The following is a 26,312-nucleotide window of genomic DNA, read 5'->3' on the forward strand; positions in this document are numbered from 1 at the left end:
GAAGAGATGAGATGGATCTGAAGACCGCTGATGCCACGGAAATTTCTGCCCGGTTGGATGCCGGGGAGCTTTCCTGTGTCGAGCTGATGCAGGCAACGCTCGACCGGATCGCCGCCGTCAATGGCACCGTCAACGCCATCGTCTCGCTGCGCGATCCCGAGCGGTTGCTGGCAGAGGCGGCAGAGGCGGATCGTGGGCCGCGCGCGGGCTGGCTGCACGGCATTCCCATCGCGATCAAGGATCTCGCCAATGCCGAAGGTTTGCCGACCTCGCGCGGATCGCCGTTGTTTGCGCGGCTGCCTGCGGGCACGGATGATGTGATGGTAGCGCGGTTGCGCGCCGCCGGGGCAATCGTGATCGGCAAGACCAACACGCCCGAATTCGGTCTGGGCAGCCACACGTTCAATCCCGTGCATGGTGCGACGCTGAACCCCTATGACACGACACGCTCCTGCGGCGGTTCCTCCGGTGGGGCAGCGGTGGCGCTGGCGACGGGGATGCTGTGCGTGGCGGACGGCTCGGACATGATGGGCAGCCTGCGCAATCCGGCGGGCTGGAACAATGTCTACGGCATGCGGCCCACATGGGGCACGGTTCCGTCAGAGCCCGAGGGCGACATGTATCTGCACCAGCTCAGCACCAACGGCCCGATGGCGCGCAGCCCCGCCGATCTGGCCGCACTGCTGGATACGATGACGGGCGCGGACCCGCGCCAACCGCTCACCACCAGCCCGCGCGCCACCGCAGGCGGCCTGGCGCGTGCGCCAAAGCGCAAGCGCATCGGCTGGCTGGGCGACTGGGACGGCGCGCTGCCGCTGGAGGCGGGCATTGCCGAGATCAGTGCGCAGGCGATGAACACGCTGGCGGATCTGGGGCACCGGGTGGAGCCGCTTGCCGCGCCCTTTGACGCGGACGCGATGTGGCATTCCTGGACCGATCTGCGCTCCTTCGCGGTGGCGGGGGGCTGGGCGACCTTTACCGCGATCCTGAGCTGGCGGGCTATCTCAAACCCGCCGCCGTCTGGGAGATCGAGCGCGGATTGGCGATGCAGGCGCAGACGGTGCAGCGCGCCAGCGAAATCCGGTCGGACTGGTTTCGCCGCGCCACGCGCCTGTTCGAGACCTATGACGTGATCGCGCTGCCCTCCGCGCAGATGTGGCCCTTCGACGTGAACTGGATCTTCCCCGAAGAGATCGCGGGCGTGGCGGTGGACACCTATCACCGCTGGATGCAGGTGGTGGTCCCCGCCGGGCTGATCGGTCTGCCGGTGGTCAATATCCCCGTGGGATTTGGCGAAAACGGCCTGCCGGCGGGCATCCAGCTGATCGGGCCGCGCGGCAGTGACGGGAAGCTGTTGCAGCTGGCCCAGCAATGGCATGGCGCAACCGGGTGGCCGCAAAAGCGGCCTGCGATGGCCTAGGCCTCTTCGCGCCCCTCGGCCAGGAGGCGGGCGCGCAGGGTGTCGGCGCGCGGATCGCCGGCCTCAAGCGCAAAAACCATCGCGTGGGTGAGGTAGAACGCCGCCGCGTCGCCGGAGGCGGCATCGGCGGCCTGCGTATAGAGCGCGATCAGCGCCGCACGGTCGCCCGCCGCATGGGCGGCCAGAAGCGCCGCGTCAAGGGTCACTGCGTCGCCTGCATCCGCCCTGCCACCCAATCGTGGAACAGATGCGTCGGCCCGTCCATCGCGGGGGAGAACCGCCCGCCGTCGAACCCGGTGGCGTGGCGGCCGCGCTGCATGCCCTCGACCACAAACACGTCCTCCTTGAACACCTCTTGCCATTGCGCGGTGTTGCGCGCGCGCAAGGCCGGATTGGTCTGCGGGGCGGCGTAGTAGAGGTGGATCGTCTCGACCGTGCGGGCGGGGCCGTCGGGGGTGAGGATGATCGCAAAGGTATGATCGCGGTGCACGCCCAGCAGCACGTTGGGAAAACACGAGACATATTCGGCCCCGCGATCCCAATGCGCGCTCAGCCCCTCGAAATCGGGGAAGGTGGCACCGTCTTCGCCGGTCAGCTGGCGGTAGACCCACGTGCCTTGACCCGAGAACGCGCCGGGCTGCTCGATGTGGTAGTGATCCTCAAGCCGCGAATAGCTGTTGAGGCCGGGGTGCACCCACGGCAGGTGATAGCTTTCGCAGTAGTTCTCGACGGCAAGCTTCCAGTTGGCATCAAGGGTCAGCGTGAACCGGCTGTCGGCGCCGCCGTGGTAGAGCGGTTTGTCGAATTCCGCCCAGCGGGCGAGCAGATCGGCGTTGGCCTGCGCAAAGGGGGCCGCATCGCCGGTGAGATTGATCCAGACGACATCCATCCAGATGTGGCTGCGCACCTCGATCAGGCCCAGGAGCGCGCGGTCGATCCCTTCGTGGGTGTTCTGGCCCGGCCCGCCGACGTGGGGCGTGCTGACGAGCCGGCCGTCGGTGCTGTAGCACCACGAATGATAGGGACAGCGGATCGCGCCCTCGATCTTGCGCGGCGCATCGACGAGGATCATGCCGCGGTGGCGGCAGATGTTCTGGAACACGCGCACCGTGCCCGCGCGGTCGCGCACCACCAGCAGCGGCACATCGAGGAACGTGAGCGGGACCGCATCGCCCACTTCTGGCACATCGGCGCCGACACACAGTCCGGCCCAGCCCGCGTGCAGCGTCGCGCGCGCCTCGGCGGCGAAGGTGGCGGGATCGGTATAATGCGCGTTGGGCAGCCCGTGGGCGCGGGCGATGGGCTGGCGGACGGCGGTGAGGTCATTGGGCATGGCGCGCGCTCCTGCTGGGTCTCATCAGCGGTATCAGAGCGGGGGCAGGCGCTGCGGGCGGCAAGCGACTTCACTTGCCCGCCAGCGACACGGGGGGCGCCTAGTGAAAGGCGGTGTCGGGGCGCAGCAGGCGCAGCTGTGTCGGCAACAGATCGTCGATACCCAGCGGCCCCGCGCGGCGTCCGGCGGTCAGCCCGTCACTGATTCGGTTTCCCAGATATTCGTAGAGGGTGCGCGTCACCCGCTCTCCGGCGGCGTGTTCGGGCACCGAGCGCACGGCGTAGCCCAACCAAAGGTTGTTCCGGTGCGAGGGCATTTTGCGCAGATAGTTGAAGACCGCGTCGGTCCCGTTCTGGCCCGTCATCATGATCGACAGACCATCGCCCTGCGACATCACGCGGCCCCGGAATTCACGCGCGGAGGTTGAGCGGACCATGGCATCGCGGGGCAGCGCGCTGATCGGCGCGAACCCGCGCAGGTAGGTGCGCGCGCCCACCCGGCAGATCCGCACCAGCACCGAATGAAAGCGATCCTCGCGCGAAAAGCTGCGGCGCAGCACGCGGTAGAACCCGTCGGGCAGATGCGCCTGCGGTATATGACGCTCACCCGCGCCGAGGAAATCCGCGACAAAAGGATCCTCGCCCGCGTCTTTCGTGCGCGGCAGGCTGTCGATGGGTTCAAGCAGCACGCGGGCATCCACGTCGAAAAAGCTGCAGATCCGGGCCAGCACATCGGGCCGGGGAAAGCTTTCGCCGGACAGGTAGCGGTTGAGTTGGGTGCGGTTGATCCCCAGCTCGCGCGAGAGTTTGGAGACTGAGCCGAAGGGCGCGGACAGGCTGCGCAGATTGGCGCCGAACATGTCGCGCAGGTCTTCGGGCGTGTTGTGGCTCTTGTGCATGGGGCTCCTCGGGGGCGTTCAACCCCCGCGCGAATGAGATGTGCCATTATTGACAATAGAAGGGAAAGAAAAGCGGCTACTCGTGACGGATTTTGACGCTGTTGTGCATCATGTGTGTCGGATTTTGACACAAAAAGCAATGATTTACGGGACGATCAATGGTTTAGGCCGGGAATGGCCGATGTTATACTAAAGCTATCAGCATCATTGAAATCATCAGCGAGGAGAGCCCTATGTACGGTGTCGTGCTTTGGAGTGATACCGCCGATCAGCGCGCGGTTTTCTGGTGCGAGGATCACGGCGATCTGGCGATCTATCTGCCGGGCCCGTCCCGCGCGGACGGGCTGCACGCGGGCGATCTGGTGGAATTCGATGTGCGGGCCGCGCGGCCCATGCGCTGTGCGTATAATGCGCGGCTGGTGTCGCAGGATTATTTTCACCACCTGCCCGAAAGCCTGCTGTCGCGCGGATCAGCGGGCGTGGCGGTATCGCCCCGGGCGGTGCAGCTTTCGCTGGTGATGGCGGATGCGGCGGCGACCGGTCCCGAGGATCTCGACGATGAGGCCGCCTGGGAGGCGCTGAGCGATGCGGAGGAGGACGCGGCAGAGCAATCCGAGCCGGATCAGCCCTGCGCCTCCAACGTGGTGCCGTTCCGCCCGACCGGTCTGCCGCGCAAGCGCGGGTAGGGCACACGGCGCGGACTGGGAGCAATAATGCCCCCGGCGCTTACTCCCCGCGCGAAAGTGCGGCGACGCCGGTGCGCGCGATTTCGGACAGGCCCAGTGGGCGCATCAGATCGGCAAAGGCGTCGATCTTTTCCGGCGCGCCGGTAATCTCGAACACAAAGCTTTCCAGCGTGCTGTCGACCACATTGGCGCGGAAGATATCCGCAAGGCGCAGCGCCTCGACCCGCTTGTCGCCGGTGCCGGTGACCTTGAGCATGGCCAATTCGCGCTCCACGCTCGCGCCCTCGACGGTGAGGTCATGCACATCGCGCACCGAGATGATGCGGCCCAGCTGCGCCTTGATCTGTTCGATGATCTGGGGCGTGCCGCGGGTGACGATGGTGATGCGGCTCAGATGGCCGGTGTGATCGACCTCGGCCACGGTGAGGCTGTCGATGTTGTAGCCGCGCCCCGAGAAGAGGCCGATGACGCGGGCCAGCACGCCCGGCTCATTCTCGACCAGTACGGCGAGGGTGTGGCGTTCCTCCACGTCCGAGAAATCGGGGCGTAGGTTGTAGGCGGAATGGCTGTTCGCGCCTTTCTTGATTTTCAGGGCTGACATCAGTCTATTTCTCCGAAATTGGGGGCGTCGCCGTCACGCGCGGCGCGCAGATTTTCGAGGGCGCGCGCGGTCGCGAGGGTTTCAGCGAGCGAAACGAGTTTGGCGAGGATGAATTGCACGACGATCACGCCCGCCAGCCACGCCAGCGCTGTGCCAAGGCTGGCGCCGTTCGCAAAATATTGCACGAGCGGGATCAGCCACAGCAGATACGCCGCATAGAGCAGCGTCTGCGCGCCGATCTGCCACCAGCGGGGCATCAGTTCGGCGGGGGTGGGCAGCGTGTCGGTCATGGCACCTCTTTTAGGCAGGGATCGGAATTTTTGAAAAATTCCGACCGTTTTCTTTCAAAGAAAACGATCTTAAACCAGCACCTTGCCCTCTGCGTCGATGGCGGTTTGCGTGTCCACGTCGCCCATGATCATCTCGTTATGGGCCTTGCCAGACGGGATCATCGGGAAGCAGTTTTCGTGTTTCTCCACAAGGCAGTCAAAGATCACCGGCCCGTCGTGATTGATCATCTCCATGATCGCCTCGTCCAGATCGGCGGGGTCCGAGCACAGGATGCCCTTCGCGCCGAAGGCTTCGGCGAGTTTCACGAAATCGGGCAGGGCTTCGGACCACGACTGACTGTAGCGCTCACCGTGCAGCAGCTCCTGCCACTGGCGCACCATACCAAGGCGTTCGTTGTTGAGGATGAACTGTTTGACCGGCAGGTTGTACTGCACCGCGGTGCCCATTTCCTGCATGTTCATCAGCCATGACGCCTCACCCGCCACGTTGATCACCAGCGCGTCGCGGTGTGCCATCTGCACGCCGATGGACGCGGGAAAGCCGTAGCCCATGGTCCCCAGCCCGCCGGAGGTCATCCAGCGGTTGGGATCCTCGAAGCCCAGATATTGCGCGGCCCACATCTGGTGTTGGCCCACCTCGGTGCAGATATAGCGGTCGTGCTCCTTGGTCAGCGCCTCGAGCCGGGCGAGCGCGTGCTGGGGTTTGATGGTCGGGCCCTTCTGGGTGAACTTCAGGCAGTCCACCGCGCGCCATTCCTCGATGCGCTTCCACCACTTAGCCACCGCTTCGGAGTTGGTCTTGCGACCGCGCGATTTCCAGACCTTCAGCAGATCTTCGAGCACGTGGCCCACATCGCCCATGATCGGGATGTCGACGCGGATGACCTTGTTGATGCTTGAGGGATCAATGTCGATATGCGCCTTGGTCGAGTGGGGCGAGAATTTGTCGACCACGCCGGTGATGCGGTCGTCGAACCGCGCGCCGATGTTGATCATCAGATCGCAGCCGTGCATCGACATGTTGGCCTCATACGTGCCGTGCATCCCCAGCATGCCGAGCCATTTGTCGCCCGACGCCGGATAGCAGCCAAGGCCCATCAGGGTGGAGGTGATGGGAAAGCCCGTGGCCTCCACCAGTTCGCGCAACAGCTGGCTGGCGCCGGGGCCCGAGTTGATCACGCCGCCGCCGGTGTAGAACACCGGGCGCTTGGCTTTCTCCATCGCCTCGACCAATTCGGTGATCGCCTCCATGTCGCCCTTGAGCTGGGGCTGGTAGTGGGAGGCCTGCGGTTTCTTGGGCGTGTAGGTGCCGGTGGCGAACTGCACGTCCTTGGGGATGTCCACCAGCACCGGGCCGGGGCGACCGTTGGTGGCGATATGGAATGCCTCGTGGATGACGCCGGACAAACGGTCCGTTTCCTTGACCAGCCAGTTATGCTTGGTGCAGGGGCGGGTGATGCCGACGGTATCGGCTTCCTGAAAGGCGTCCGACCCGATCATGAAAGTGGGCACCTGACCCGTCAGCACCACGATCGGGATGCTGTCCATCAACGCGTCCGTAAGGCCGGTCACCGCGTTCGTGGCGCCCGGACCGGAGGTCACCAGCACCACGCCGGGTTTCCCGGTCGCGCGGGCGTATCCTTCGGCGGCGTGCACAGCGCCCTGTTCATGGCGCACTAGCACGTGCTTGATGTGGTTTTGCTGAAAGATCTCGTCGTAGATCGGCAGGACAGCGCCGCCGGGATACCCGAATACGGTATCGACGCCCTGATCGATCAGGGCCTGAACGACCATTTTGGCTCCGGTCATCTGGCGTGTCATTGTCTTGCGTCCTTCCTGTCAAACTCGGGGTTCGTGTCGAATGTCGTGCGGCCGCGTCGGGCATAAAAAAACCCCCGAGGATGTTCGGGGGCGCATGGGTCTTGATATGGTCAACCGTTACCGGCCCATGCGCGTGTTTCCTACAATGACGACTAGGTCCGACATGAACCGTTCTCCTGCGTGTGGTGGCGGGACATTATGACCGGGGGGCAGGGGCGTCAACCGGCAAACGGGCGGAAAATATGTCTGTAGAGCGAAAAAATTTGTAATTTTATTGCGTTGAGCTGGCTTTGGGCGACATTTCTCGGAAATTTCGGAGGGTTCCGCGGGCCGCTGTCGGGCTGGATCCTGAATTGTGCCGGGAACCGGATCGCCGCGGCAGTCGTTTTGGGGATGAAAAAAGCGGTGCACCGCATCGCCAGAATACAATGGAGAGACACAATGAAAACCTCAGCAACCATCGCAGGCATCGCCGCCGTCGCCCTTATCGCTGCCGCAGGGTTCTACATGGTCGAATTTGAGCAGACCGAAGAGGGCGCATTGCCCGACGTGAACATTAGCGCCGAAGGGGGCAACCTTCCCGAGTATGACGCCGAAGTCGGCGACGTGGACCTCACCAGCGAGGAAGTAACCGTCGAGACACCGGATGTGGACGTCACCATGGAGGAATCCACCGTGACCGTGCCCGGCATCGACGTGACACCGCCCAGCGACGACAGCTAACTTCCGCCATTTAAGTAGAAAGGCCCGGCAGCGTCCGGGCCTTTTTGTGTCTAGAGGTCCACGCCCGTGCCCTGCAACACCCCGTGCTCCAGCGCGTAGCGGGTGAGCCCTGCGGTGCTTGAGATGCCCAGCTTGCGTTTGATGTTCTTGCGGTGCGTCTCGACCGTGCGCACGGAGATGTCGAGGGTCAGCGCCACCTCCTTGTTCGAGCTGCCCTGCGCCAGTTGCAACAGGATCGTCTGCTCCCGCCCCGTAAGCGCCTCGCGCGCGCCGCCATCCTTGGGGGTAAGCGAGCCTTGCGCACCGGTGCACAGATAGCGTTTTCCGCCCATCACAGTATCGATCGCCAGCTTGATCTCATCCGTTGGCACGTCCTTGAGGATATAGCCCATGGCGCCGTGGCTGAGGGCGGAGGAGATGTATTCGGGGCTGTCATGCATCGACAGGATCACCACGCGGGTGCCGGGGCGACGCTCCAGCACGATTTCGGTGGCGGACAGACCGCCGATATCGGGCATGTTGAGATCCATCAGGATCACGTCGGGCTGAAGCGTATCGAGCGCGTCGATGATGGCGCGGCCCGTGGTGAGGGTGCCGACGACATTCACGTCGTCATAGCTTTCCAGGATGCTCTGGATGCCTTCGGCGACCATGGGGTGATCGTCGACGATGGCGATGCGCAACTGGTCGGTCATGTGGTCACTTTCTGTGGGGCAGTGGTGGGGTCTGGCGGCAGCATGTGGGTCAGCGGTGCGGTCGCCTCGATCACCAGTCCGGCGCCGGGGGTGGCGCGCAGGCGCAGGATGCCGCCGATCTGGTCCATACGTTCCTGCATGTTGCGCAGGCCAAGGCCCGGACCGCTCGCGCGTTTCTCGAACCCGCGCCCGTTGTCGCTGATCCGCAGGGTGGCGCCGCCCCGGTGGCCGCGCAGGTCGACCGTGACGGCGGTGGCGGCGGCGTGACGCTCGATATTGGTCAGCGCTTCCTGCGCGATGCGGTAGAGCGCGATCTTGGCGTCGTTATCCAGCCGGTTGCGGAACACCACGGTGGAATAGGTGACGTCGATGCCGGTGCGGGTCTCGAACTCCTCGATCAGGGTTTTGAGCGCGGGGCCCAGCCCCAGATCGTCCAGCACGCCGGGCCGCAGATCGCGGCTGATCCGGCGGACTTCGGAAATCGCCTGCGCAAGCGAGGTGATGCCCTTGCCCAGCGGCTCTGCTGCGCTGTCGTCGCCGCGCTCCAGCCTGCGCCGCGCGTTGTCGAGCGCGTAGCGCACCCCGACGAGCATCTGGCTGATGCCGTCATGCAGCTCGCGTGCGACGCGGCCGCGCTCTTCTTCCTGCGCGTCGAACACGCGCTGGGTGAGTTTCTTGAGCTTGGCGTCCGCGAGGCGGCGTTCGCGCAGGTTGATGCCCATGCCGGTGGCGAACACCACCAGCAGCGCCACCAGCGTGATCGCCCCGATGTAGAGGAACGTGCGCTGCACACGGGCCTCGACATCCGCGCGGGCGGTGGCCACGGTGGCCAGCACGTCATCGATGAACACGCTGGTGCCCACGGCCCAGCCCCACGACGGGAACGACGTCACAAAGGTGATCTTTTGCGCCATCTCGCCGGTGGAGGGTTTGGGCCATTGATGGGTGTGATAGCCCGCCCCGTCACGCGCGATCTCGATCAGGCGGTCGACGACGGGGGTGCCGCCCAGATCTGTCTCGCCACGGAAATTGCGCCCGATGCGGTCGGTCTCGCGCGGGGAGACGATGGCGGTGCCGTTGTAATCGTAGACAAAGAACTGCCCTTCCTCGCCGTAGATCATCGCCGAGAGGATCTGCGCCACGCGATCCTTTGCCTCCTGGTCGTCGGGGGCGGCCGAGCCGTAGATGAAGTAGAACCCGTTGCGCGCCTGGGTGACATAGTTGCGCAGCTCGGCCTTCTTGGCCTCGATCAGCTGCGCCTCGAGCGCGTTGATCTCACGCTCCGCCAGCGCGCGCGATTGCGCGGCCACCAGTACGGCAATTGCCGCCACCGCCACGATGAGTGGCACAGACGCCAGCAGGGTGAGTTTCTGGGCGTAGGAGAAGGACAGACGCGGACGCATGGCGTGCAGCATTAGCGCGTTGCGCGCTGAAATCAACGCGTTCCGTCATTTGGCACGGTCTGGGTTGATCGGCGCGCGGCGATACACTCATTGGGCGATTGTGCGCGTGCAGAAAAGGTTAAATTTTTTCCCCAATCTCCGACCGTTAGCGGTCACTGCGCAGTAGTGGGTATTTCAAATCCCGCGCAGATCCGTACCGTGGCGTCACTTCACCGTCGTGCGCGAAGAATCGCGTGCGGCCTCTATGAAAAAATCCCGGGAGGATATCACCAATGGATCGTCGTTCTTTTCTGAAGACATCTGCAATGGGCGGCACGGCCGCCGCGGCCAGCACGCTCGCCGCACCTGCGTATGCCCAAGGCAAGCGCAGCCTGACAATGGTCACGTCGTGGCCGCGCGGTTTCGCCGTTCTCGATGACGCGGCAACCTACCTCAACAACATGGTCAACGAGATGTCCGACGGCAATCTGACCATCGACAAGAAAGCCCCCGGTGAGCTGGTCGGCGCGTTCGAAGTCTTCGACGCCGTCTCCTCCGGTCAGGCCGACATGTATCACTCTGCCGATTACTACTTCATCGGCCAGCACCCTGCCTATGCCTACTACACAGCCGTGCCTTTCGGCGGTACAGCCCAGGAGCTGACCAACTGGTACTACCACGGTGGCGGTCACGACCTGCACAACGAGCTGGGCGAGATCTTTAACCTCAAGTCGTTCCAGGCGGGTAACTCCGGTTCGCAGTCCGGTGGCTGGTTCCGCAACGAAATCGGCTCCGCGGCAGACTTCAACGGTCTGAAATTCCGCATGCCCGGTCTGGGCGGCAAGGTGCTGGGCAAGCTGGGCGCTTCGGTTCAGAACATCCCCGGCGGCGAGCTTTATCAGGCGCTGTCCTCGGGCGCGCTGGACGGTCTGGAGTGGGTTGGCCCCATGGCGGACGAGCGCGCGGGCTTCCAGGAAGTCGCGAAAGTCTACTACACTGCCGGTTTCCACGAGCCAGGCTCGGGTCTGTCGGCTGCCGTCAACCTCGACGTGTTCAACGATCTGGCGCCCGCGCATCAGAAAATCATCGAATACGCGACAATGGCGACCACGCACTACCAGCTGTCCGAGACACTGGCCGGCAACGGCGCTGCGCTGGCGCGTCTGCAGCAGCAGGGTGTGAAAACCATGCAGTTCTCCGACGACGTCTGGGATGCGTTCGGCGCGGCCTCGTCCGAAGTCATGGACGAGAACATGGGCGACGAGCTGTTCGCGCGTACACGCGAAAGCTTTGAAGCGTCGCTGACCGCCTCGGCGGAATGGCTGTCGAAATCCGACGCCTTCTACGTCGAGCAGCGTGAGCGCGTGCGCAACGCGGGCTAAGCCTGTAGATTACGTCGGGGGCCGCGGGATTTCCTGCGGCCCCTGATGCCTGTCAGACAGAACGTGTGATCGGCCACGGGAAAAAGTGGCGGCACCGACCGGGGAGGGGGACATATGGCCGACGATATCGTGTGTGGGGGATTTTTCCGCGCAGCTGAGGGTGTAGACATCAGCTGCCTCGACAAATTCCAGGACAGCGGGCTGATCCAGTTCGTGCTCGGCAACATCCTCGAAGGGTTCTACAACTTCTTCGCGGCGATCCTGCAGCCGGGCCTGTGGCTGAATTGGAGCGAGGGCACCTCGCTCATGCGCTTCATCTACTACGGCGGCTCGGTCGAGCTGTTCTTTGTGATCTTCAACATGCTGGTGATCCTGACAATCGTGGGGATCTGGAAGCGGCAGGTGATGTGGGCCTGCGTGCGCGGGCTGGAAGGCTTTGCCAACGCCACCGGGCGGCTGTTTGCCTGGGCAGGTCTGATCATGGTGGTGCAGCAGATCATTATCGTGTTCATGCAGCGCGTGTTTACCCGGCCCGACATCTCCATCGGGTTTGGTATCCCGCTACAGTTCGACATTTCGTGGTTTGCCGAAGAGCTGAAGCTTTTCAACGCGTTGGTCGTCTGTATGTGCGTGGCCTATACCTTTGTGCAGGGCGGGCATGTGCGGGTCGATCTGTTTTACGCGGGCGCGAAATTCCGCACGAAAAAGATCATCGACATGTTCGGCGCGCTGTTCTTCATGATCCCCTTTGCGGTGGTGACGTGGATGTACGGCTGGTATTTCCTGTGGCGCCATCTGGTCACGCCCAACCCGTCGGCCTCTGACCGGTTGGAGCTGCTCTTGCGCAAGGCGCGGCTGCTGAAATGGAACGTGGAGACCATCGGGTTCAGCCCCAACGGCTTCAACGGATATTTCCTGTTCAAGATCCTGTTGTGTCTGTTCTGCGTGATGGTGCTGTTGCAGGCGATTGCCGTCTTCTACCGCTCGTGGTGCGAGCTGCGCGAAGGCGAAGAAAGTGAAAACAAATACCTCGACCGCGATACGCTGGGCGACGGTGAAGAAGCCTATGAGGGGACGCACTGATGTTTTTCGGGTTGGACGGGGTCGAAGTCGGCCTGATCATCGTCTTTATCTGCCTGTTCGGGGGATCCTGTCGGGCTTTCCGGTGGCCTTTGCCATTGGCGGGGCGGGCATCATTTCCTTTGGGATCATCGCCGCGATGGACAGCGCGGGGTTGCTGATCCACCAGGCGATTGACACCTCGTCGGATGCCTACCGCGCGCTGATCAATTCGGGCGTCAAGGAGGACGCGGTATCGCTGTTCCGATACCCCGATCTGCCACGCATCGCGGAGCCGGTGTTCCCCGCAGGCTGGGAAGTGGCACTGGACCGCAACGTGTCGTTCATCGTCAACCGCATGAACGAGCGGGTGCTGGCGGGCCAGTCCATCGAGACGCTGCTGGCCGTTCTGATGTTCGTTCTGATGGGCATCACGCTGGAGCGCTCGAAAATCGCGAACGATCTGCTGACCACCATGGCGCGCGTCTTTGGCCCGCTGCCGGGCGGTCTGGCCGTGTCCATCGTGGTTGTGGGCGCGTTCCTTGCCGCCTCGACCGGGATTGTGGGCGCGACCGTGGTGACCATGGGTCTGCTGGCGCTGCCGACGATGCTGCGCAACAACTACTCGCCCGAGATTGCGACCGGGGTCATCGCGGCGTCGGGCACGCTGGGGCAGATCATCCCGCCGTCCATCGTGATCGTTCTGCTGGGCACGCTGGCGGGGGATCTGTACTCTGCCGCACAGGAAGCGCGCGCGACGGCTGCCGGCTGTACCGATGCGCTGACCTATCTGGGCGAGCCTGCGGTCGTGTCGGTTGGCACGCTGTTCCAGGCGGCGTTGTTGCCGGGGATCATGCTGGCGCTGCTCTACGCGCTGTATGCCTTTGGCTACGCGCTATTGAACCCCGACAAGGCGCCCGCGGTGCCCATGGGATCAACCAACGCCGAGCCGATCACCCGCAACGAGGCCTTCACATGGTTCGCGGGCGTGCCGCTGGCGATCATCGTGGGCACGATCCTGCTGGGCAACCTCGGTGTTGTCGGCAGCCAGGACACGCGGATCTCAAGCTTCTCCGACATCGGGGAGGCGGCATCGCTGCGCACCAATGTGGGCGCGGAATGTCAGGCGGCGATGATCGAGCTGCACGGGCAGGACGCGTGGGATCGCGCCGTGGCCGAACAGCAGACCATCGACGACGCCGGTGGCCTTGCTCAATCCGAGGCGCTGAACGAAGAGGAATTCGCCGCCGCACAGGAAGCCAAGATCGCGAATGCCGCCCCCATCGGGACCGGTGTGGCGATTATCCTGATCGTGCTGTCGCTGATCCTGACGACGGGTCGCGGGGTGTCGCCCTCGTCGGACGCGCGGCCGCTGATCATCGGCGGGATCGGTGTGGTGCTGGCCGTGCTGGTCGACATTCTGCTTGTCAGTCCGACAACATCGCCGGGCACGATGGTGGTGCTGATGGCGCTGCCCTTCGTGGCGATCATGTACGGCGTCGTCTACGGGACCAAGCTCTGCGCCAAGAACGAGCTGATCCGCGTGGTCTTCCCGCCGCTGGTGCTGATCGTCGCCGTGCTGGGCTCGATCCTTGGCGGGATCACCAACCCGACGCCTGCCGCGGCGCTTGGGGCAGGGGGCGCGATCATGCTCGCCGCCTACCGCAAGCTCACCGATCTGGACCGCTCGCCCAAGGTGATCATCTGGTCGACGCTGGCGATCATCATCTGCATCCTCGTGGGCGTGAATTTCGATCTGCGCATCAACACGGATGATGTGAGTTTCGAGACCTGGTTTGCGTTCTTCGTCGCCTACGGTGCGTATCTCTACGCGGTGTTCGGTCTGCTGTTCTCGTGCTGGGTTCTCTACGCCAACGGCGTGCTGACCCCGGTGGTGCGCGAGACGGCGAAGGTGACGAGCATGGTGTTCACCATCCTCATCGGCTCGCAGCTGCTCAATCTCGTGGTGATCTCCTTCGGGGGGAGCACTACATCCAGCAGTTCCTCAAGAGCTTTGACAACGAGATGACGGTCTTCCTGATCGTGATGCTGGTACTCTTCGTGCTGGGCTTCGTGCTCGATTTCCTTGAGATCATCTACATCGTGGTGCCGATCGTGGGCCCGGTGATCTACGGCGGCTCGTTCGATCCCAAATGGGTGACGATCATGATCGCGGTCAACCTTCAGACCTCATTCCTGACACCGCCCTTCGGCTTTGCCCTGTTCTACCTTCGCGGGGTGGCGCCGCCGTCAGTGACGACACGCCACATCTACCGAGGCATCGTCCCGTTCGTGCTGATCCAGGTGGCGGGGCTCGCGATCCTGTGGTTCTTCCCGTCGATCGTGACCATCGTACCGGATCTGATCCCGAACTGATTGGGAAGGGCAGACCAGACAAGCGGCCCCCGGAGATGTCCGGGGGCCGTTTTCGTTTGGGGGGTGTGAATGGGTGCCGGAATGCAGCCGGTGTGAGGGGGCAAAGAGGGAGTGGTGTGCGGCTGTGGTTGAGAGATAGTGCAGCGGCGTCCGCTTGGCGGACGAAGCGTGAATTCGCTGCATTTGCGCCAATGTCTGCTTCAGGTAGACAACCAATACGCTTTGTTGAGCGCCTATCTTGGCGCTACGCTACTCAAAATGGCACAAAACAATGTATTGGCAGGACTAATGAATTTTCCCTCAAGAACGGCTGTGGCGGTATCGCTATTCGTTGCCGGAACAGCGCATGTGAATGCTGAACCATTCAACAACCACCAAGTTTGGACCTTTCAATGCAGTTTGACTGCCTTGAAACGAGAGGGGTATTTCCCCAAAAATAACGAAATCGACCTACACATAGTGTGGAATCGAGATGCAAATCTTGCGCGTACTGTTACGCCATCTGGAAATGCAAAGGGGCTAGGTGTGATGAAAGGGTTTACCGATACCTCTCAGCACATGGTCCATTTCTGGATGTCTCCCGCAACGGCTAAGTTCACCGGAGAAAAGACCAAAAACGGACGCTATGGCGGATGGCTTGAAGCTTTCGGTCCGACTATCATCTCGATCCGTTCACATGGAAACGTTGCGATGACACGCCACGACATTATCCATGGTGGAATGAAAGCGTACAGCCATGAAGGAACCTGCGAGATCAGCGGTCATTCACTGCAAGATAACCAGTAACTGCAAGCAAACATCTCACGTAGCAGAGCCCTGCAGGAACTGATCCGAACCAGTCTGTTTGGACGATAGCGGTCATTCGCGCAAAGCGCAGCATTCGTCACGTTGGGCTCAAAGCGCCCTTTCGCCACAATGCAGCAAAACGCAAAAGGGCGCACCACTCGGTGCGCCCTTTCTGTGTGAGCCCGACCGCCCTCTAGAAATGCAGCGACCGCGCACCCGCGGGCGCCGCTACGGGCGGGGCGAATTTTGTGAGGTCGATGCCGTCGACGGCGACCTTGTATTCCTCCAGCGTCGGCGTGCGGCCCAGAATGGCCGAGAGCACGACGACCGGGGTGGAGGCCAGCAGGGATTCACCCGTTTTGCCATCCGCATCCTCGACCACCCGGCCCTTGAACAGGCGGGTGGAGGTGGCCAGCACCGTGTCGCCCTTGGCCGCCTTTTCCTGATTGCCCATGCACAGGTTACAGCCCGGACGCTCGAGATAGAGGATATTCTCGTACTCGGTGCGCGCGGTCTGCTTAGGCGCGGTGTCGTCGAATTCGAACCCTGCGTATTTCTGCAGAACGTCCCAATCGCCCTCGGCCTTCAGCTCATCGATGATGTTGTAGGTGGGGGCGGCGACGACCAGCGGGGCGTTGAATTCGACGCGGCCGTATTCCGCCTCAAGGTTGCGCAGCATTTGGGCCACGATCTTCACGTCGCCCTTGTGCACCATGCAGGAGCCGACAAAGCCCAGATCGACCTTTTTCTGCGCCCCGTAGTAGGAGATCGGGCGGATGGTGTCGTGGGTGTAGCGTTTGGAGACATCGGCATTGGCCACGTCCGGGTCCGCGATCATCGGCTCGTCGATGGCCGACAGATCCACGACCACTTCGGCGGCGTATCTGGCGTTTTCATCCGGGCGCAGGGCGGGTTTGGTGCCCGCGCGGATTTCCCCGATGCGGCGGTCGGCGATGTCGATGAGGTTTTGCAGCATGCCGCTGTCGATCTCCATCCCCTTGTCGATCATGGTGCGGATACGGGATTTGGCGATCTCGAGGCTTTCGATCAGCGTCTCATCCTCGGAGATGCAGATCGAGGCCTTTGCCTTCATCTCGGCCGTCCAGTCGGTAAAGGTGAAGGCCTGATCGGCCAGAAGCGAGCCCAGATGCACCTCGATGATGCGGCCCTGGAACACGTTGTCGCCGTGCTGCGCCAGCATCTGCGCCTGCGTGGCGTGCACCACGTCGCGGAAATCCATATGCGGGGCCATGGCACCGGTGAACGTCACCTTGACCGATTGCGGGATCGGCATGGAAGCCTCGCCCGTTGCCAGCGCCAGCGCCACGGTGCCGCTGTCGGCGCCAAAAGCCACGCCTTTGGACATGCGGGTGTGGCTGTCGCCGCCGATGATGATCGCCCAATCGTCCACGGTGATGTCGTTGAGCACCTTGTGGATAACGTCTGTCATCGCGTGATAGACGCCTTTGGGATCGCGCGCGGTGACAAGGCCAAATTTGTTCATAAACGCCATCAGGCGCGGCGTGTTTTCCTGCGCCTTGCGGTCCCAGACCGAGGCGGTGTGACAGCCCGACTGGTACGCGCCGTCGACTGTGGGCGACAGCACCGTGGCGGCCATCGCCTCAAGCTCTTGCGAGGTCATCAGGCCGGTGGTGTCCTGGCTGCCCACGATATTGACGGCCACGCGCACGTCGGAACCTGCGTGCAGGACGCGGCCCGGTGTGGTGCCGCGCGCGTTTGCGTTAAAGATCTTTTCGACCGCGGTGAGGCCCTGACCCTCGTGGCTGACCTCACGCGCGGGGGCGAAGGCGGATTTGAGCGGCACACCCAGCGCCTCGCAGGCGAAAGTTTGCAGCTTTTTCCCGAACACGATGGCATAGGAGCCGCCCGCGCGCATGAATTCGACCTTTTGCGGGGTGAAGGCATCGGAGAGATCGGCCAGCTCTTCGCCCGTCTCGCTATAGAGCTTTTTGGCCTTGGTGTTGATGCGCAGCACGGTGCCGGTTTCCACCGAATAGCGCTGTTCAAGCACGGGATTGCCGTCGTTGCCGAGGATCGGTTTCCCGTCCTCGCCGGTTTTGCGCACCCAGTTTTTCAGATCGACCCCGATGCCACCGGTCACGCCCACGGTGGTCAGGAAAATGGGCGAGATGCCGTTGGTGCCGGCCACGACGGGGGCGATGTTGACGAAGGGGACGTAGGGGCTCGCCTGTTTGCCGGTCCAGAGGGCGACGTTGTTGACGCCCGACATGCGCGAGGAACCCACGCCCATCGTGCCCTTTTCGGCCACCAGCATAACGCGCTTGCCGGGGTGCTGAAGCTTGAGGTCTTCGATGTGCTTTTGCGCGGCCTCTGAAATCATGCATTTGCCGTGCAATTCGCGGTCGGAGCGGGAATGCGCCTGATTGCCCGGCGAGAGCAGATCGGTGGAGATATCCCCTTCGCCCGCGACAAAGGTGACGACCTCGACCTCTTCCTCGACCAGCGGCAGGCGGGTAAAAAACTCCGCCTCGGCGTAGCTTTGCAGGATCTCGCGCGCAACCGGGTTGCCCGCGTCAAGTGCTGCCTTCAGCCGGTCGGTGTCGGCATCGTAGAGGAAGAACTGCGTTTTCAGCACCTCGGCGGCCTGTGCGGCGATGGCGGCATCCTCGCCCAGGGCGAGATCGAGCAGCACCTCAACCGACGGGCCGCCCTTCATGTGCGACAGCAACTCGAACGCGAAGGGGACGGTGATCTCATCAAGGGCGATCTGGCCCAGCGCGATCTCCTTGAGGAACGCGGCCTTGACGCCCGCCGCCTCGGTCGTGCCGGGCAGGGTGTTGTAGATAAAGAAGTTCAGCGCATCGGCGCGGTCGGCGTGGGCGGGATCGCGGATGATCTCGCAGATTTCGGCCGTCAGCGGGCCTGCGTCGATGGGTTTGGGGCTGAGGCCCTGTGCCTTGCGGCTCTCAATCTCAGACAGGTAATCGGTGTAATGTCCCATGGGGTCTCCTTGGCAGGGTCGGGGCCGGGGCGGGGGCTGACCCAGCGCGGCTGCTATTTGTATACCGATGTATACAGAAAAAACAGCGACCGCAATTGTCATATGACCGCGTGGAAAAACCGCGCTTAACGGCTCAGATCGGGGAGGGAGATATTCGCGACCTGCTCGGCAATCGGATCGTTGCTGAGCGGGTGGGAGGCGGCGTCAAACTGATCGGGATCACGCATCGGTTGCCAGTCGCCGCCGACGTATACTTCAAGCCCGGAGAACCGCGCCTTGTAGCCCATCTTTTGGCTGCCGGGCACCCAATAGCCCAGATAGACATAGGGCAGGCCCGCCGCGCGGGCGATCTCGACGTGATCGAGAATGATGTAATTGCCCAGCCCGTCGCTGGGCCGGTCGGGGGTGTAAAAGCTGTAGACCATGCTGACGCCATCGCCCAGCACATCCGTAAGGCACACGCCGATCAGATCATCCGTATCGGTGTCGCGGTATTCGATCACGCGGGTGCGGATCGGGGTTTCCTCGATCATCGCGGCGAATTCGAAGACGTCCATATCGGCCATGCCGCCGTCGGAATGGCGACTGTCGAGGTAGCGGCGAAAAAGGTCGTATTGCTCTTCGGTTGCCCAGGGGGAGGTCGCGCGCCGCGCCAGCCCTGCGTTGCGCTTGATCGTGCGCCGCTGGCTTTTGCTGGGGGTGAATTTTGAAACGTCAATGCGCGCCGACAGGCAGGCGGCACATTCGGTGCAAGACGGGCGGTAGAGCACATTCTGGCTGCGGCGAAACCCCTGGCCCGACAGGCTGTCGTTGAGTTGCTCTGCCGCTTCGCCTTGCAGGGCGGTGAACAGCTTACGCTCCATGCGTCCCTCGAGATACGGGCACGGCTGAGGTGCCGTGACGTAGAACTGCGGGGCGAGGGGGAGCGAATGACGCATAGACGGAGAACTCGGGTTGCGGACAGCGTGCAGGATAGCGCCCGAACCGCGCAGGGCAATCCCCCAATTCCAGCTAGGCGCGCCGGTTCAGCGCGACCGTGCCCAGCACCATGTCGGTGATGCTTTGGCGCCGTTCCGATCCCAGCATCGTCACGACCGCCGCCAGCTGCACAAGCGGCATCGCCCAGGACAGCGCGTAGCCCAGCGTGTGAAAGAACGCGTGCGGCAGATCGAGCGGACGGTCATCGTGGCGCCGCAACTCGATCGACATCAGCCGCATCCCCAGGGTGGCTGAGCCGCGCGCGATGCTCACCGTGCGGTAGGCAAAGCTGAGCACAGCATAGAGCACCGGCAGAAAGAAAAGCCCGATGAAGGCCGTGAAGGGGACCACGACGGCCACAAGCAGCGCCACGAGAACGACGTCGACGACCCACGCGACAAAGCGTTTGAGCGGCACACCGTCGTAGAACTGCGGCTGGGTATCGGGATCGGGCAACATGGGCGTTTCTTCTCTGATGGGAATGGCAGGACGCCCCGCTCAGGTAAGCGGGGCGCCGGATCGTGCAAGGGGTGTTACGCCTCGGATGTGCGGTCTTCTGTGCTGCGCTTGGCGCGCTCTTCCATGAAGGCGTCGAATTCGGACTTGTCCTTGGCCTCGCGCAGACGCTCGAGGAAGGCTTCGAAATTCTCCTGCTCCTCTTCGAGGCGGCGCAGGGTGTCGGATTTGTAGGCGTCAAAGGCCGAATTGCCTGTGCTGCGGCTCATTTGAAACGAGGGGCTGCGGCGGCAGCTGCGGGATTTTGAGGAAAACATGCGTTTGCTCCAGATCATATAGGCAAGAAGGGCGAGGCCCACGGGCCAGAAGAAGATGAAGCCCAGAACCATGGCCGCGATCCACGCGCCCTTGCCGCGCGCGTCGAGCCAGTCTTCGGATTTGCGAAACCATCCGCGGGTGTCGGTGGTGGTTGGGTAGCTGTCATAGGTCGTGGCCATTGTGGTCCCCTTTGTGAACATGCGGACCATGCGGGGTCCGTCCGGTGCGAGGCGGTGTATGTTAATGCCTTTCACATCTCACTATTTGGGGAGGGGCGGCAAAAACGCAAGGATAAATGTGAATGTAATTTACATTTATTTTGGAAATTGTTTTGCATCAGTATGTTATGGAGCGTGCGGTTTGCCGTTGACCTTGTGCTGCGCAAGGCGTTTCCTGCGGATATGAACATCGATACCCCCTGAGCACGCTGATAACCCGTGTCCCGCGCCTGACCGGCGCGGAGGCGCCCGATCTGGATCTGGGTGGGTTCGACGCCGCTTTGCACCCGCTTTTGCGCGGCGCGGCGGCGCAGGCGCCGTATCTCGCCGGGCTGATCGCCAAGGAAGGGGGTGGCTGCGCGCGGCTGTCACGACGCCGCAGGCCGCGCTGGCCGGGCTCATGACGCCCGTGACGCAAGACGTGGGCAGCGTGCTGAGACAGCGCAAACGCCGGGTGGCGCTGCTGTCCGCGCTGGCGGATCTGGGCGGTGCATGGTCGCTGGAGGACGTCACCGGGGCGCTGAGCGATTTTGCGGGCTTTGCCACGCAGACAGCGCTTGAGACGGCCATCGGCGCGCTGATCCGGCGCGGCAAGCTGCCGGGCATGGGCGAAGACGACATCGCGACGGCCTGCGGCATGACGGTGCTGGCCATGGGCAAAATGGGAGCGGGGGAGCTGAATTATTCCTCCGACATCGATCTGATCTGCCTGTTCGACGAGACGCGGTTTGATCTGGCCGATTTCCACGAGGCCCGCGCGGGGCTGATCAAGGCGACGCGCCAGATGGCCGCCACGCTGAGCGAGATTACCGCCGAGGGCTATGTCTTTCGCACGGATCTGCGCCTGCGCCCGGATCCCGGCGTCACGCCCGTCTGCGTCGGGATCGAGGCGGCGGAGCGGTATTACGAAAGCCTTGGCCGCACGTGGGAGCGCGCGGCCTATATCAAGGCGCGGCCCTGCGCGGGCGATATCGGGGTGGGCGATGGGTTCATCCGCACGCTGCGGCCCTTTGTCTGGCGGCGCCACCTTGATTACGCCGCCATCGAGGACGCCCACAACATGCGGCTCGCGATCCGCAACCACAAGGGTCTGGGCGGGGCGATCTCGATCCCCGGCCACAACATGAAGCTGGGGCGGGGGGGCATTCGCGAGATCGAATTCTTTACCCAGACCCGCCAGCTTATCTCGGGCGGGCGCGACGCGGATCTGCGCCTGCGCGGCACCAAACCCGCGTTGCGCGCGCTGGCCAAAAAGGGCTGGATCGCTGCCGCCGACGCGGACGCGCTGGCGGAACACTATACCTTCCACCGCACGGTCGAGCACCGGTTGCAGATGGTACAGGACGCGCAGACCCACAGCATGCCGAACACCCCCGAAGGCATCGCGCGGATCGCGGCCTTGATGGACCGCGACGCCGATGCGCTGACTGCCGAGCTGACCGAGCGGCTGACGGCGGTGCATAGCCTCACCGAAGGCTTCTTTGCCGAACGCACGCGCACGGCCCCCACGCCGAGCCATGCCTTTGATCCGGCGGTCACGGAGGCGTGGCGCGGCTATCCCGCCCTGCGCTCCGACCGCAGTGCCGCAATTTTCGACCGGCTGCGCCCTGAATTGCTGGCCCGTTTGGCGCAGGCGGACCGCCCTGACGAGGCCCTGATGGCCTTTGACGGGTTTCTGGCGGGGCTGCCCGCGGGCGTGCAGCTTTTCTCCCTGCTCAAGGCCAATCCGCAGCTGGCGGATCTTCTGATCGAGATCGTGACCGTCTCGCCGCTGCTGGCGGCGTATCTGTCGCGCAATGCGGGCGTGTTGGATGCGGTGATCGGGGGCGATTTCTTCACCGACTGGCCGGGGGAGGACGCACTGCGTCAGGCGTTGGCAGCGCGGGTCCGGGCCACGGGCGACTATGAGGCACAACTGGACGCCGCGCGCGCCTGGACACGTGAATGGCGCTTTCGCGTCGGCGTGCACCATCTGCGCGGGCTCATTGACGGGGCAGAGGCGGGGCGGCAATACGCGGATCTGGCCCGCGCGGTGCTGGGCGCGCTTTGGCCCGCGGTTCGGGAGAATTTCGCCCGCCGGCACGGGGCGGCACCCGGCGGTGGGGCGGTTCTTGTGGGGTTCGGCTCGCTGGGCGCGGGCATGCTGACGGCGCAATCGGATCTGGATCTGATCGTAATCTACGATCCGGGCGGCGTGGAGCAATCGGAGGGTCCGCGCCCCTTGCCCACGCGCCAGTATTACGCGCGGCTCACACAGGCGATGATTACGGCGATGAGCGCGCCCATGGCGCAGGGCGGCTGTACGAAGTCGATCTCCGGCTGCGCCCCTCGGGCAATAAGGGGCCGGTCGCAACCAGTGTGCAGTCTTTTGACAGCTACCAGCGGCAGGAGGCCTGGGTGTGGGAGCATCTGGCGCTCACGCGCGCGCAGGTGGTGGCGGGGCCACCGCCGCTTGCCGAACGGGTCGAGACTCTGCGGGCGCAGATCCTGGCGACTGAGCGCGACGCCGCGCACATCCGCGCCGAAACCGCCGCCATGCGCGCCCGCATCCAAAGCGCCAAGGCGCCCGAGGGCGTCCTGGATGCCAAGATCGGGCCGGGCCGCTTGCAGGATATCGAGCTTTTTGCGCAGGCCGCCGCCCTGATCGCGGGCGGCACGGCGCGGGATGTGCCCGGCGGTCTGGCCGCTGCGGTTGCGTGTGGTCTGATAGACGCGCCGGCGGCTCAGACGCTGCGCGCGGGCTATGTCCGGGCCTGGGCGCTTCAGGCGGCATCGCGCCTTGTGTCGGCCCATGCGCTGCGGGCGTCCGAGTTGCGCGCGGCGACGGCGGCGTTTCTGGCGCGCGCGGTTCTAGGGGACGCCACGGCGCAACTGGACACGCTCGAGACGCAAATGAGCGCGCATTACGCCGCCTGCGATGCGATCATCACGGCAGCATTGGCACAGCCGGAGACAGAGGCATGATCGAAAAAGGCGATATCGACGATCCCAAGGGCCTGATATTCGAGGCCTACCGGATCGAGGGCATCACGCCCGCGCAATGCCGGTCGATCTTCCTGGATTGGGCGCTGAGCCTGCCGTCCGAGCGACCGACCACCGCCGCGATCGCGCGGTTTCTGGACGCCTACGGCGACCGCGCCGACCATCCGATGACGACCGTGCTGCGCGAAGGGCAACACAGCATGCCGACGCCGCGCCGCCGGGGCGGATGGCGCAGCCGCCCGCGGGACTGACAGCTCAGCGGGCGGTCAGATCCGGCTAACAGACGATTAATTTCTCTGTTTCGCCGCAGTTCATCACAGACCCGCCGCAATTCCGCCCCGATAGCGTTGTTAGGTCAACTTGTATTTAGTTGATGGGTCAGAAGACCCGGGAGATCTGACGATGAAACATCTCAAACTTGCCGCAGCCCTTGGATTGGGCATTGTGCTGAGCGCCTGTGGCGCGCCCGATCTGGTATCGCGCGACGCGCCTTTCGAGGTTAACGCCGCCGCGGGCAACTCCGGCTTCTCCGAGGCACCACGCGGTCTGGCCGTGGCGGCGCAGACGGGCCATGCCCATGCCTCCGGCACTGAACACCTGCTGCCCGCCGCCCTGCGCGAGAACATCGCCGTGTCGCAGATCAATGTGCGGGTGCCCGAGCGGCTCAAGGTCTCCGAGGCAAACCGCTACTATCCGCTGGGCGATATCGTCTGGCGCGAGGATCCCATCGGCGACCGTCACGCGCAGGTCGAAAAGATCTTCCGCGATGCGCTGGCCACCGGCACGGCGGCCTTTCAGGGCGAGGTGCCCGTCATCCTCGACGTCGAGGTGCAGCGCTTTCACTCGTTGACCGAAAAGGCGCGCTATACCGTGGGCGGCGTACATTCGATCAAGTTCCGCATGGTGCTGCGCGATGCCAAGACGGGCGAATTCCTGTCCGAGCCGCATCTGGTTGAGGCCGATCTGGATGCCTTTGGCGGCCAGCAGGCGGTCAACGCCGAGGCGCGCGGGCTGACGCAGAAGGTCCGCATCTCGAACCATCTGGCCGAGGTGATCCGGCAGGAGTTGGTCAAGCCCGAAGGCTATACCAACGCACGTCTGGGCTTCTATCAGGCCGTGAACAAGATCTGACCTTTCAACTTCACCACCGAACGACTAGGGAAGGGCGCTATGACAGCGCCCTTTTCCACATCCCCGCCTTATCCCGTCGTCCGCCTGCAACCCAAGGCCAACGCCCGCGCCATCCGTTTTGGCGCGCCGTGGGTCTTTGCCAACGAGCTGGTGCTGGACCGCCGCACCCGCAAGCTTGACCCCGGCAGTTTTGCCGTGCTGGAGGACAGCGCGCGCACGCCCATGGGCGTGGTGACGGTCAACCCCGAAAGCAAGATCATCGCGCGCATGATGGATCCCGATCCGAATGCCGCGATCGACCACGACTGGATCGCCGCACGCCTGCGCCGGGCGCTGGCGTTGCGCACGCGGATCTACGACGCGCCGTTCTACCGGCTGATCCACGCCGAGGGCGACGGGTTGCCCGGTGTGGTCATCGACCGCTTTGGCGAGGCTTGCGTAATCCAGCCCAACGCCGCGTGGTCTGACGCGCTGATCGAGGTGCTGACGGCGGCGCTGGTCGAGGTGACGGGGGTCACGACGGTGCTGAAAAACGCCGCCGGGCGTACCCGCAGCCTCGAAGGGCTGGATGATGCCAGCGGCGTGCTGCACGGCGACGCGCCCACGGAGGCGGTTGCGGTGCAGATGAATGGCGCGGTCTATATGGCCGATCTGATCGAGGGTCAGAAAACCGGTCTCTTCTACGACCAGCGGCCCAACCATGCGTTTGCCGCCGGCCTGTCGCGGGGCGGCTCGGTGCTGGATGTGTTCAGCCACGTGGGGGGCTTTGGCCTTGCGGCGCTTGCGGGCGGGGCCACGTCGGCGCTTTGCGTCGATGGCTCGGCGCCGGCGCTTGCGCTGGCGGAACGGGGGGCGCAGGCCATGGGCCGCGGTGATGCGCTGACCGTGCGCCAGGGCGATGCGTTCGAGGTACTGACCGCAATGGCGCAAGAGGGCGTGCAATTTGACACCGTGATCTGCGATCCCCCGGCCTTTGCCCCCGCAAAACCGGCGTTGGAAAAGGGCCTGCGCGCCTACGAACGTGTGGCGCGGCTCGCGGCGCCCTTGGTGGCCGAGGGCGGCGTGCTGGGGCTGTGCTCGTGCTCCCATGCCGCCGATCTGGCGCAGTTCCGCACGGCTTGCGTGCGCGGCATCGGGCGCAGTGGGCGGCGCGGTCAGCTGATCCATACGGGGGCGGCCGGGCCGGACCACCCGCAGCTGCCGCAACTGGCCGAGACGGGGTACCTCAAGGCGTTGTTCTTCCATCTATGAAGATGCTGCTGGACGCCTGCGTGATCTACCCCACGGTGATGCGCGAGATGCTTTTGGGTGCCGCGCGCGCGGGGCTTTACACGCCGGTCTGGTCGCCGCGCATCCTTGAGGAATGGGCGCTCGCCGCGCGCAAACTTGGCCCCGGCGGGGAGGCGCAGGCGCGCGGGGAGATCGCCCTGGTCGAGGCGGCCTTTCCCAAGGCAAGCGTGTCGGTGCCCGAGGGGCTGGACGCGCGGCTGTGGCTGCCGGACGCACACGACATCCACGTGCTGGCCGCCGCCGTGGCCGGTCATGCCGATGGCATCATCACGATGAACGCCAAGGATTTCCCGCGCGGGATCCTGGCCGAAGAGGGGCTGAGCCGCGCCGACCCCGATGCCTTCCTGCTGCGTCTGTGGCAGGCGCAACCGGAGGTCATGGCAGGCGTTGGCGCGGATACCTTGGCCGAGGCGCGCAGGCTCTCGGGCGACGATTGGCAGATGCGCGCGCTGATGAAAAAGGCGCGGCTGCCGCGTCTCGGTAAGGCGTTGAGCACGTGAAGAA

Annotated in this window: 23 protein-coding genes and 2 pseudogenes; 13 read left to right on the forward strand and 12 right to left on the reverse strand. The window is 64.0% G+C overall.

Translation table 11 applies throughout. The features are described 5' to 3' along the window. Positions 1-11 precede the first annotated feature (11 nt). Positions 12-1,133 carry an amidase family protein gene (locus tag KDD17_RS05755; RefSeq protein ID WP_431358142.1) on the forward strand — a complete coding sequence of 374 codons (1,122 nt, stop codon included), beginning with the start codon at positions 12-14 and terminating at the stop codon, positions 1,131-1,133. Further along, entirely contained in the window at positions 1,061-1,420 is a 360-nt protein-coding gene (locus KDD17_RS19210) for an amidase family protein (protein ID WP_431358143.1), read from the forward strand. The genes KDD17_RS05755 and KDD17_RS19210 overlap by 73 nt, the downstream gene beginning before the upstream one ends. Here KDD17_RS19210 and KDD17_RS05760 read toward each other — a convergent pair. The 3 genes from KDD17_RS05760 to KDD17_RS05770 all read right to left on the reverse strand — a co-directional run bounded on the left by KDD17_RS05760 (position 1,417) and on the right by KDD17_RS05770 (position 3,651). Then, positions 1,417-1,626 (reverse strand): hypothetical protein, encoded by a 210-nt coding sequence (locus KDD17_RS05760; RefSeq protein WP_212705690.1) that lies wholly within the window; start codon positions 1,624-1,626, stop codon positions 1,417-1,419. The two genes, KDD17_RS19210 and KDD17_RS05760, sit on opposite strands and share 4 nt — an antisense overlap. Further along, on the reverse strand, positions 1,623-2,753 hold the full coding sequence (locus KDD17_RS05765; RefSeq protein WP_212705691.1) for an aromatic ring-hydroxylating oxygenase subunit alpha: 1,131 nt from the start codon (positions 2,751-2,753) through the stop codon (positions 1,623-1,625). Before KDD17_RS05765 ends, KDD17_RS05760 begins: the two co-directional genes overlap by 4 nt. A 100-nt stretch (positions 2,754-2,853) precedes the next feature. Then, positions 2,854-3,651 carry a helix-turn-helix domain-containing protein gene (locus KDD17_RS05770; protein ID WP_254796900.1) on the reverse strand — a complete coding sequence of 266 codons (798 nt, stop codon included), beginning with the start codon at positions 3,649-3,651 and terminating at the stop codon, positions 2,854-2,856. Between the two features lie 233 nt (positions 3,652-3,884). Between KDD17_RS05770 and KDD17_RS05775 the strand changes: the two genes are divergently transcribed. Further along, positions 3,885-4,337: a hypothetical protein gene (locus KDD17_RS05775; RefSeq protein ID WP_212705692.1), complete on the forward strand. Its 453-nt coding sequence runs from the start codon at positions 3,885-3,887 to the stop codon at positions 4,335-4,337. Positions 4,338-4,377: 40 nt separating this feature from the next. Here the strand turns inward: KDD17_RS05775 and ilvN are convergent, their stop codons facing one another. The 3 genes from ilvN to KDD17_RS05790 form a co-directional block, all read right to left on the reverse strand. Next, positions 4,378-4,938 (reverse strand): acetolactate synthase small subunit, encoded by a 561-nt coding sequence (ilvN, locus tag KDD17_RS05780; protein ID WP_212705693.1) that lies wholly within the window; start codon positions 4,936-4,938, stop codon positions 4,378-4,380. Beyond that, on the reverse strand, positions 4,938-5,228 hold the full coding sequence (locus KDD17_RS05785) for a hypothetical protein (protein WP_212705694.1): 291 nt from the start codon (positions 5,226-5,228) through the stop codon (positions 4,938-4,940). The genes ilvN and KDD17_RS05785 overlap by 1 nt, the downstream gene beginning before the upstream one ends. 69 nt (positions 5,229-5,297) lie before the next feature. After that, positions 5,298-7,049, reverse strand: a complete 1,752-nt coding sequence (locus KDD17_RS05790; RefSeq protein WP_212705695.1) for an acetolactate synthase 3 large subunit — start codon at positions 7,047-7,049, stop codon at positions 5,298-5,300. 441 nt (positions 7,050-7,490) lie between these two features. On the opposite strand from KDD17_RS05790, the gene KDD17_RS05795 reads away from it, so the two are divergent. Then, positions 7,491-7,772, forward strand: a complete 282-nt coding sequence (locus KDD17_RS05795; protein WP_212705696.1) for a hypothetical protein — start codon at positions 7,491-7,493, stop codon at positions 7,770-7,772. A 50-nt stretch (positions 7,773-7,822) separates the two neighbouring features. Here the strand turns inward: KDD17_RS05795 and KDD17_RS05800 are convergent, their stop codons facing one another. Together KDD17_RS05800 and KDD17_RS05805 are read right to left on the reverse strand one after the other, a co-directional pair. Next, positions 7,823-8,467 carry a response regulator transcription factor gene (locus KDD17_RS05800; RefSeq protein WP_212705697.1) on the reverse strand — a complete coding sequence of 215 codons (645 nt, stop codon included), beginning with the start codon at positions 8,465-8,467 and terminating at the stop codon, positions 7,823-7,825. Then, the gene (locus KDD17_RS05805) at positions 8,464-9,870 is read right to left on the reverse strand and encodes a cache domain-containing protein (protein ID WP_212705698.1); all 1,407 of its coding nucleotides are present in this window, start codon (positions 9,868-9,870) and stop codon (positions 8,464-8,466) included. Before KDD17_RS05805 ends, KDD17_RS05800 begins: the two co-directional genes overlap by 4 nt. Before the next feature lie 272 nt (positions 9,871-10,142). Between KDD17_RS05805 and KDD17_RS05810 the strand changes: the two genes are divergently transcribed. The 4 genes and pseudogenes from KDD17_RS05810 to KDD17_RS05825 all read left to right on the forward strand — a co-directional run bounded on the left by KDD17_RS05810 (position 10,143) and on the right by KDD17_RS05825 (position 15,452). Then, on the forward strand, positions 10,143-11,231 hold the full coding sequence (locus KDD17_RS05810; RefSeq protein WP_212705699.1) for a TRAP transporter substrate-binding protein: 1,089 nt from the start codon (positions 10,143-10,145) through the stop codon (positions 11,229-11,231). A gap of 114 nt (positions 11,232-11,345) precedes the next feature. After that, the gene (locus tag KDD17_RS05815; RefSeq protein WP_212705700.1) at positions 11,346-12,314 is read left to right on the forward strand and encodes a TRAP transporter small permease subunit; all 969 of its coding nucleotides are present in this window, start codon (positions 11,346-11,348) and stop codon (positions 12,312-12,314) included. Continuing rightward, positions 12,314-14,666: pseudogene (locus KDD17_RS05820) on the forward strand (TRAP transporter large permease). The gene KDD17_RS05815 and the pseudogene KDD17_RS05820 overlap by 1 nt, the downstream one beginning before the upstream one ends. A 168-nt stretch (positions 14,667-14,834) precedes the next feature. Next, positions 14,835-15,452, forward strand: a complete 618-nt coding sequence (locus KDD17_RS05825; protein WP_212705701.1) for a hypothetical protein — start codon at positions 14,835-14,837, stop codon at positions 15,450-15,452. Between the two features lie 193 nt (positions 15,453-15,645). Here the strand turns inward: KDD17_RS05825 and KDD17_RS05830 are convergent, their stop codons facing one another. The 4 genes from KDD17_RS05830 to KDD17_RS05845 all read right to left on the reverse strand — a co-directional run bounded on the left by KDD17_RS05830 (position 15,646) and on the right by KDD17_RS05845 (position 20,366). Then, entirely contained in the window at positions 15,646-18,435 is a 2,790-nt protein-coding gene (locus tag KDD17_RS05830; protein WP_212705702.1) for a bifunctional aconitate hydratase 2/2-methylisocitrate dehydratase, read from the reverse strand. 125 nt (positions 18,436-18,560) lie between these two features. Beyond that, on the reverse strand, positions 18,561-19,373 hold the full coding sequence (locus KDD17_RS05835; RefSeq protein ID WP_212705703.1) for an arginyltransferase: 813 nt from the start codon (positions 19,371-19,373) through the stop codon (positions 18,561-18,563). Between the two features lie 73 nt (positions 19,374-19,446). Next, positions 19,447-19,872, reverse strand: coding sequence for an RDD family protein (locus KDD17_RS05840; RefSeq protein ID WP_212705704.1), 426 nt, complete (start codon positions 19,870-19,872; stop codon positions 19,447-19,449). A 74-nt stretch (positions 19,873-19,946) separates the two neighbouring features. Continuing rightward, positions 19,947-20,366 (reverse strand): DUF2852 domain-containing protein, encoded by a 420-nt coding sequence (locus KDD17_RS05845; protein ID WP_212705705.1) that lies wholly within the window; start codon positions 20,364-20,366, stop codon positions 19,947-19,949. 239 nt (positions 20,367-20,605) lie between these two features. Here KDD17_RS05845 and KDD17_RS05850 point away from each other — a divergent pair. The 5 genes and pseudogenes from KDD17_RS05850 to KDD17_RS05870 all read left to right on the forward strand — a co-directional run bounded on the left by KDD17_RS05850 (position 20,606) and on the right by KDD17_RS05870 (position 26,308). Next, a pseudogene (locus tag KDD17_RS05850) lies at positions 20,606-23,369 on the forward strand ([protein-PII] uridylyltransferase family protein). Continuing rightward, a complete protein-coding gene (locus KDD17_RS05855) occupies positions 23,366-23,638 on the forward strand; it encodes a hypothetical protein (protein WP_212705706.1) in 273 nt (90 codons plus the stop codon). The pseudogene KDD17_RS05850 and the gene KDD17_RS05855 overlap by 4 nt, the downstream one beginning before the upstream one ends. A 151-nt stretch (positions 23,639-23,789) precedes the next feature. After that, positions 23,790-24,518 (forward strand): DUF6778 family protein, encoded by a 729-nt coding sequence (locus KDD17_RS05860; RefSeq protein WP_212705707.1) that lies wholly within the window; start codon positions 23,790-23,792, stop codon positions 24,516-24,518. A gap of 39 nt (positions 24,519-24,557) precedes the next feature. Then, positions 24,558-25,769 carry an RSP_2647 family RNA methyltransferase gene (locus tag KDD17_RS05865; protein ID WP_212705708.1) on the forward strand — a complete coding sequence of 404 codons (1,212 nt, stop codon included), beginning with the start codon at positions 24,558-24,560 and terminating at the stop codon, positions 25,767-25,769. Continuing rightward, a complete protein-coding gene (locus KDD17_RS05870) occupies positions 25,766-26,308 on the forward strand; it encodes an RSP_2648 family PIN domain-containing protein (RefSeq protein WP_212705709.1) in 543 nt (180 codons plus the stop codon). The genes KDD17_RS05865 and KDD17_RS05870 overlap by 4 nt, the downstream gene beginning before the upstream one ends. The last annotated feature ends 4 nt before the right edge of the window (positions 26,309-26,312 follow it).

The sequence above is a fragment of the Sulfitobacter albidus genome, assembly GCF_018200035.1.
GTDB lineage: Bacteria > Pseudomonadota > Alphaproteobacteria > Rhodobacterales > Rhodobacteraceae > Sulfitobacter > Sulfitobacter albidus.